5 protein-coding genes are annotated in these 6,165 nt (G+C 48.0%); 2 read left to right on the plus strand and 3 right to left on the minus strand.

Features of this window, described 5'->3' with window-relative positions:
- Positions 1-362: 362 nt before the first annotated feature.
- Positions 363-1,487, minus strand: coding sequence for a branched-chain amino acid ABC transporter substrate-binding protein (locus tag GZ78_RS04505; RefSeq protein ID WP_330217596.1), 1,125 nt, complete (start codon positions 1,485-1,487; stop codon positions 363-365).
- Between the two features lie 233 nt (positions 1,488-1,720).
- On the opposite strand from GZ78_RS04505, the gene GZ78_RS30590 reads away from it, so the two are divergent.
- On the plus strand, positions 1,721-1,843 hold the full coding sequence (locus tag GZ78_RS30590; RefSeq protein WP_269078733.1) for a hypothetical protein: 123 nt from the start codon (positions 1,721-1,723) through the stop codon (positions 1,841-1,843).
- A gap of 104 nt (positions 1,844-1,947) precedes the next feature.
- Here GZ78_RS30590 and rpiA read toward each other — a convergent pair whose 3' ends face one another.
- Positions 1,948-2,619, minus strand: coding sequence for a ribose-5-phosphate isomerase RpiA (gene rpiA / locus GZ78_RS04510; RefSeq protein WP_034833084.1), 672 nt, complete (start codon positions 2,617-2,619; stop codon positions 1,948-1,950).
- 186 nt (positions 2,620-2,805) lie between these two features.
- Between rpiA and ilvA the strand changes: the two genes are divergently transcribed.
- A complete protein-coding gene (ilvA, locus tag GZ78_RS04515; RefSeq protein ID WP_034833087.1) occupies positions 2,806-4,320 on the plus strand; it encodes a threonine ammonia-lyase, biosynthetic in 1,515 nt (504 codons plus the stop codon).
- Positions 4,321-4,703: 383 nt separating this feature from the next.
- Here ilvA and ltrA read toward each other — a convergent pair whose 3' ends face one another.
- Positions 4,704-6,029 carry a group II intron reverse transcriptase/maturase gene (gene ltrA, locus GZ78_RS04520; RefSeq protein ID WP_201772648.1) on the minus strand — a complete coding sequence of 442 codons (1,326 nt, stop codon included), beginning with the start codon at positions 6,027-6,029 and terminating at the stop codon, positions 4,704-4,706.
- Positions 6,030-6,165: the final 136 nt, after the last annotated feature.

Consider the following 6,165-nt stretch of genomic DNA (forward strand, 5'->3'; position numbering starts at 1 on the left):
AAAATTCAGCTATGACATGTTCTAACGCTATTTTAATAGTTCAGAGCAAGCTGAGTTTTCTAGCTCAGGGCTGTTCCATATCAGGCTAGGTACTGCATTTTGTTATTTTGACTGAGAATAATTTTTATCCATTAAGGTGATAAAAATTATTTCCATCGTTCATGGCTGTTTAAGAAGGAATGTTGCAACACGGTGAGTCTTCAAAAAGGGCGCCTGCCTGCTCTGTCTCAACCATTTAACCAGACAGAAGCAGTAAGGCCGACTACTGAACAGTTCAGTGTCGGCCCAGAGAGCAACCATTCCCTTTCGAATGGAAATACCATCACGATTAAGCCTGCGGTATTTCACACTCCGGCAACTACTTACTTGGCGACCGATTTGGTGCCATCAGCATGCCATTCATAAACAACAAAACTGAAGTCTTTCAGGTCACCTTTGTTATCAAAAGCCAGGTTGCCTGTTGGTGTAGCGAAAGTATTTGAACGCAGAGCGCCAGCTACTTTGTCTGGATTTTCACTCTTGGTCAGCTTCATGCCTTCTGCCATCACCTGAACAGCAGAGTAGGAAGGGAATACGAAAGGCCCCGTGGAGTCTTCGCCCTTAGCTTTGAACGCAGCAACCAGCTTCGCATTGGCTGGGTCCTGGTCGAAACTCTTGGGCAGTGTGACCAGAAGTCCTTCTGAAGCTGGTCCGGCAATCGCAGAGATGTCCTTGTTACCAACACCCTCTGGCCCCATGAACTTGGCTTTAAGACCTTTTTCGGCACCTTGACGCAGAATCAAGCCCAGCTCCGGGTGGTACCCGCCATAGTAAATAAAATCCACATTTTCTTTTTTCAGCTTGGCAATCAACGCTGAAAAATCTTTATCACCCGGCGTAACACCTTCAAAGACAGCGACATCAACACCCGCTTTTTCAACGGTATTTTTAACCGCTGTAGCTATGCCTTCACCGTATTGCTGCTTGTCGTGGATGACCGCCATACGCTTGGGCTTAACGCTTTCTACGATGTAGTTTCCTGCAGTAGGCCCTTGCAGGCTATCAAGACCGATTGTGCGAAATACCAGCTCATAGCCTCGGCTGGTGATACCGGGGTTAGTAGAAGCGGCAGTGATCATAAGAACGCCTTCATCTTCATAGATGTCGGACGCTGGCTGAGTAGAAGAGGAACACAGGTGTCCTACTACAAACCGGATATCGTCATTTACGATCTTATTGGCAACGGCAACGGCTTGCTTGGGATCACAGGCATCGTCATAAACCACTGCTTCCAGTTGTTTACCGTTAACGCCTCCCTGTTGGTTGATCTGCTCAACAGCCATCTTGGCGCCAGTGAACTGCATATCGCCATACTGAGCGACAGGACCAGTAACCGGGCCAGCCAGGGCAATTTTGATAGTGTCAGCTGCCTGTGCGAGGCCTGATACCCCTGCTACGGCTGCAGATACAGCCAGAGCGGCCAGTGTTTTATTCATTTTTTTTATCATGTGCTGTTCTCTTGGAAAGGACCTAATTCCATTTAATTATTATTTAAATCCTTCTTGCTCTCAAAAAGCTATATTAAGGATTTTTTTCAGTCATAACAGCTCTTTTTCTACACTTTTTTCTTCGACTTCAGTCTAAAGACCGACCAACGCAGTAAGGCTATAGGACCGATCAATACCTAGAGTGAAAACATCCAGCAAGGGAATACTCAAAATAAGATGTAGGGAGAAGCAGTATGGATATGAAACAGCACAATACTCAGAACCACGAATTGGAAACCGGCGAACTGATTTTACTGTCACTTTCTTTAGGCAGTGTTCTGGCTTCACTTCACTTCTTTTTGAATGCCATTTTCTAACAGCCATGAGCGAAAGAAATAATTATTCATCCGCATCTATGGTCAATAATTTTTCATGGTAGATGTCAGGAAAATGGCCGGGGTTACACCCGGCTCATCATCATTCAGGGCTTGATTGTCTCTACCCCTTCAGCAGTACCCAACAACAGCACATCAGCAGGTCTGGCAGCAAACAAACCATTGGTTACGACACCCACTATCTGGTTTATTTTCTGTTCTAACGCAACAGCATCAGTAATCTTCAGATTCCATACATCCAGAATGATATTACCGTTGTCTGTCATAACCCCTTCGCGATAGGCAGGGTCACCGCCCAGTTTGACCAGCTCGCGGGCTACATGACTGCGAGCCATGGGAATCACCTCAACAGGCAGAGGAAACTCACCCAAAACCCCTACCTTTTTACTGCCATCTGCAATGCAGATAAATTCTTTGGACACAGCCGCTACGATCTTTTCACGGGTTAGAGCTGCGCCCCCACCCTTGATCAGATGCAGATGTTCATTCGTTTCATCAGCCCCATCAATATAAAAGCGCAGTTCACTGACGCTGTTCAGATCATAAACAGGGATTCCATGTTGCTTCAGACGATCTGCAGAAGCCTCCGAACTGGCCACGCAACCGTCAAAACTGTTTCTATGCTCAGCCAGTGCATCAATAAAGAAATTAGCAGTGGATCCGGTACCAATTCCGATGATCATATCATCTTCAAGATGAGGGAGAATTCGCTGTAATGCAGCCTCGGCAGTCGCCTTCTTCAGCTCGTCCTGGGTCATGTCTCTACCTTGCGGTCATATACAATGAAGCGAGGGATTATACTCTCAGAAACAATCCCTCGCTGAACTAAATGCTCTATTCCCACAAACCTTTTATCATATGAATACGATAAAAGATTGTTTCTTGCGCACAGGGCTGTTTAGAATCGGTCGAACCAAGAACAGTCAATACGAAAGTGAAGTCCCATGCCTCATCAGTACATAAGAAAGATACTCGAAGCCAAAGTTTATGATGTGGCGATTGAGACTCCAATTCACGAGGCACCTTCTCTCAGCCAACGCCTGAATAATCAGGTTTTGTTGAAACGTGAAGATCTTCAGCCGGTATTTTCTTTCAAAATACGGGGCGCCTACAACAAGATGGCCCAACTAACTGCTGAAGAAAAGGCACGGGGCGTCACTTGCGCCTCGGCCGGCAATCACGCCCAGGGGGTGGCTTTGGCAGCCAAAACCATGGGTATTGAAGCGGTAATCGTGATGCCCAGTACTACTCCTGAGATCAAATACAAGGCCTGCGAAGCAAGGGGGGCCAAAGTCATCCTTCATGGTGACACCTTTGACCAAGCGCTGGACTTCTCTTTAAAACTCGTTGAAGAAAAAGGCTACACCTTTCTCCACCCATACGACGATCCATACACCATAGCTGGTCAGGGTACGATCGGCATGGAGATTCTACGTCAGCATACCGGCCAGCTCGACGCCATTTTTGTTCCTGTTGGCGGAGGCGGCCTTGCAGCAGGTATCGCAACTTATATCAAATACCTGCGCCCGGACATCAAAGTCATTGGCGTTGAGTATGAAGAATCAGCCTGTCTGAAAGCGGCACTGGAAGCAGATGAGCGGGTGAAACTCTCTCATGTGGGGATATTTGCTGACGGTATTGCAGTAGCCCAAATTGGTGAAGAGACCTTCAAGCTTTGTCGAGAATACATTGATGATGTGATCACTGTCAGCTCAGATGAAATTTGCGCATCCATCAAAGACATTTTTGATGACACTCGCTCAGTTTGCGAGCCTGCCGGAGCGGTTGGGCTGGCGGGCTTAAAAAAATACGTCAGCAAAACAGGTGCCAGTGATCAGAAACTGATGGCTATAGCCAGTGGTGCCAATATCAACTTTGACCGACTACGTTACGTTTCAGAACGTGCTGAACTCGGTGAAAAGCGAGAAGCAATTATTGCAGTCACTATCCCTGAGCAACCAGGCAGCTTCAAAAAGTTCTGCGAGACTCTGGGTAAAAGGAATATCACTGAGTTCAACTACCGCTTCCACGACCCAAAAAATGCAAAAATCTTTGTAGGGGTTCAGGTTCACCCTGATCAGATGCCCATCGATAATTTAATCAATGAGTTGAAAAATAAAGGTTACCCAGTAGACAACCTCACCGAAAATGAAATGGCTAAACTGCATATTCGCCATATGGTTGGTGGACACAGCAAAGCTGTTCAGAATGAAGTGGTTTACCGTTTTGAGTTCCCGGAACGCCCCGGCGCCCTGCTCAACTTTCTGAACAAACTGGGTGCCCGCTGGAATATAAGCATGTTCCATTACCGGAATCACGGTGCCGCCTATGGTCGTGTTGCGGTGGGTCTGGATATTCCCCAGAATGACCGTCAGCATGTGACCAGCTTTTTGGAAGAGCTGGGCTATCACTATTGTGAAGAGACAGATAATCAGGCTTATCAGGCGTTTTTGGGCTAATCAGTCCAGCTCATAGTGGACTCTGAGGAGTGATAATAGCTCCCCAGAAGAGCAATTAGAGCCGCACTCCCCACCTCCTGATGTTTGCCTTCGTGGAAACCTATACCACTTTGCAGAATGACGGGTATTCATTCCCGCGAGGGATCGTAGGAACAAGAAGAGCCTTGCCCACATCCTTCGACAAGCTCAGGATGACCGGAGCATTGAAGATGGTTGCACAAGTGGTCCCTAAACCTCGTTCCTACGCTCCAGCGTGGGAATGCATACGCTACAAAAATCAGACTTTGCAGCATGATAGATGGATCGGGATAGGGCGTAGCCTCACGGCTACGCTCCTCCCACAACACCACAGCATACGGGTCCGTACTGGGCGTTTCGGCCAGTTAAGCGGCCAACAATCTGATTAAACCTAACTTATCAAACCAACTATTGGGTAGCGCCATGTGTAACGCAGGACTCCGGCTCACTCGCCAATGTCCTTTTCCTGAAGCTACCGTTTGCCTTGTCAGTTTGTCACTGATTCCCTGCTTTCGCAGTTCCTTGTACCGCTTTGGGCTTCTCTTCCATTGATACCAGAGCAGACTTCGCAACCGCCTTCTTATCCAACAGTCAAAGTGTTCAAACTCTGTGCGGGTTTCTACTTCTCGGAAGTAGTTCTTCCATCCCTGCAAGTACCTGTTGAGTCCTTCCAGCCTCTGCTCAAGGGATCGACCTCCCTTTCGGGTTAGCTGTCTGATTTTATCCTTGAAGCGCTTGCCACTCTTTGTCGCAAGGGTTTTCCTGCCGTCTCGGGTAAAACTGTACCCCAGAAAGGGGCGCTTCCATGCCCGATCAACCGCGCTCTTTGTGTGATTGACTTTCAGTTTCATTTTACCCTCGATCAGCTTGACCAGACTGGCCATCACCCTTTCCCCTGCCTTCTTACTTTTAACAAACACACGACAGTCGTCAGCGTACCGAACAAATCGCAGACCTCGATTTTCGAGCGTTCTGTCAAGTTCGTCCAATACTATGTTTGAAAGTACAGGAGACAGGGGACCTCCCTGTGGCACACCCTCCGCTTGCGGTTTTACCAGCCCGTTTTCCATCACTCCGGACTTCAGGAATCGACGAATCAAACGCAATACATCCTTGTCCTCTATATGCTCTGCCAACTTTGCCATCAGTCGATCATGGTTGACCCGGTCGAAAAACTTCGACAAATCAATATCCACCACCCAGTTGTAACCATCCTTCATATACAACTGAGCCTGACTGATAGCCTGATGTGCAGACCTATAGGGCCTAAATCCGTAGCTGTAAGCCGAGAACCTTGGCTCCCACTCTGCCTGCAATACTTGTTGTATTGCCTGCTGCACCATTCGATCAAGAGCTGTTGGTATACCCAACTTTCGCTCTCCTCCGTCCGGCTTGGGAATCAGAACTCTTCTTACTGGAGTGGGTTTCCACAACCCTCTGCTCAAACACTGCCTCAGTTGACGACCATGCCCTTGTAAATACGTGAACAGGTCTTCCACTGTCATGCGGTCAATGCCTGCCGCTCCTTTGTTGCGTTTTACTCGCTGAAAGGCTTTCTTCAGATTATTGGGGTGGGCGATACGTGCCATCAAGCCTGTATCGCTTGCCGGGCTTTCGTAATCCTGTGATGCCGACACAACCTCAGCCCTCATAACGTCGCAGCCTCCGGTTCCGCCGTGACCACTTGGCATGAGTTCCAGTGTTTGCTGGATTTGTCTGCGTCCGGTGTATCGAATAACAGAAACTATTCACCACTCTGTACCGTTCAGGCCTTCACTGACATTCGCCAGCTACTATGCCGTCTGCTGACTTCTGTATGGCGATCAG

Source organism: Endozoicomonas numazuensis, assembly GCF_000722635.1.
Taxonomy (GTDB): domain Bacteria; phylum Pseudomonadota; class Gammaproteobacteria; order Pseudomonadales; family Endozoicomonadaceae; genus Endozoicomonas_A; species Endozoicomonas_A numazuensis.

Excerpts from the sequence above, each read along its gene's own strand:
- GZ78_RS04505 (WP_330217596.1), bottom strand. The coding sequence starts at position 1,487 with ATGATAAAAAAAATGAATAAAACACTGGCCGCTCTGGCTGTATCTGCA.
- GZ78_RS30590 (WP_269078733.1), top strand. The coding sequence starts at position 1,721 with ATGGATATGAAACAGCACAATACTCAGAACCACGAATTGGAAACCGGC.
- rpiA (WP_034833084.1), bottom strand. The coding sequence starts at position 2,619 with ATGACCCAGGACGAGCTGAAGAAGGCGACTGCCGAGGCTGCATTACAG.
- ilvA (WP_034833087.1), top strand. The coding sequence starts at position 2,806 with ATGCCTCATCAGTACATAAGAAAGATACTCGAAGCCAAAGTTTATGAT.
- ltrA (WP_201772648.1), bottom strand. The coding sequence starts at position 6,029 with ATGCCAAGTGGTCACGGCGGAACCGGAGGCTGCGACGTTATGAGGGCT.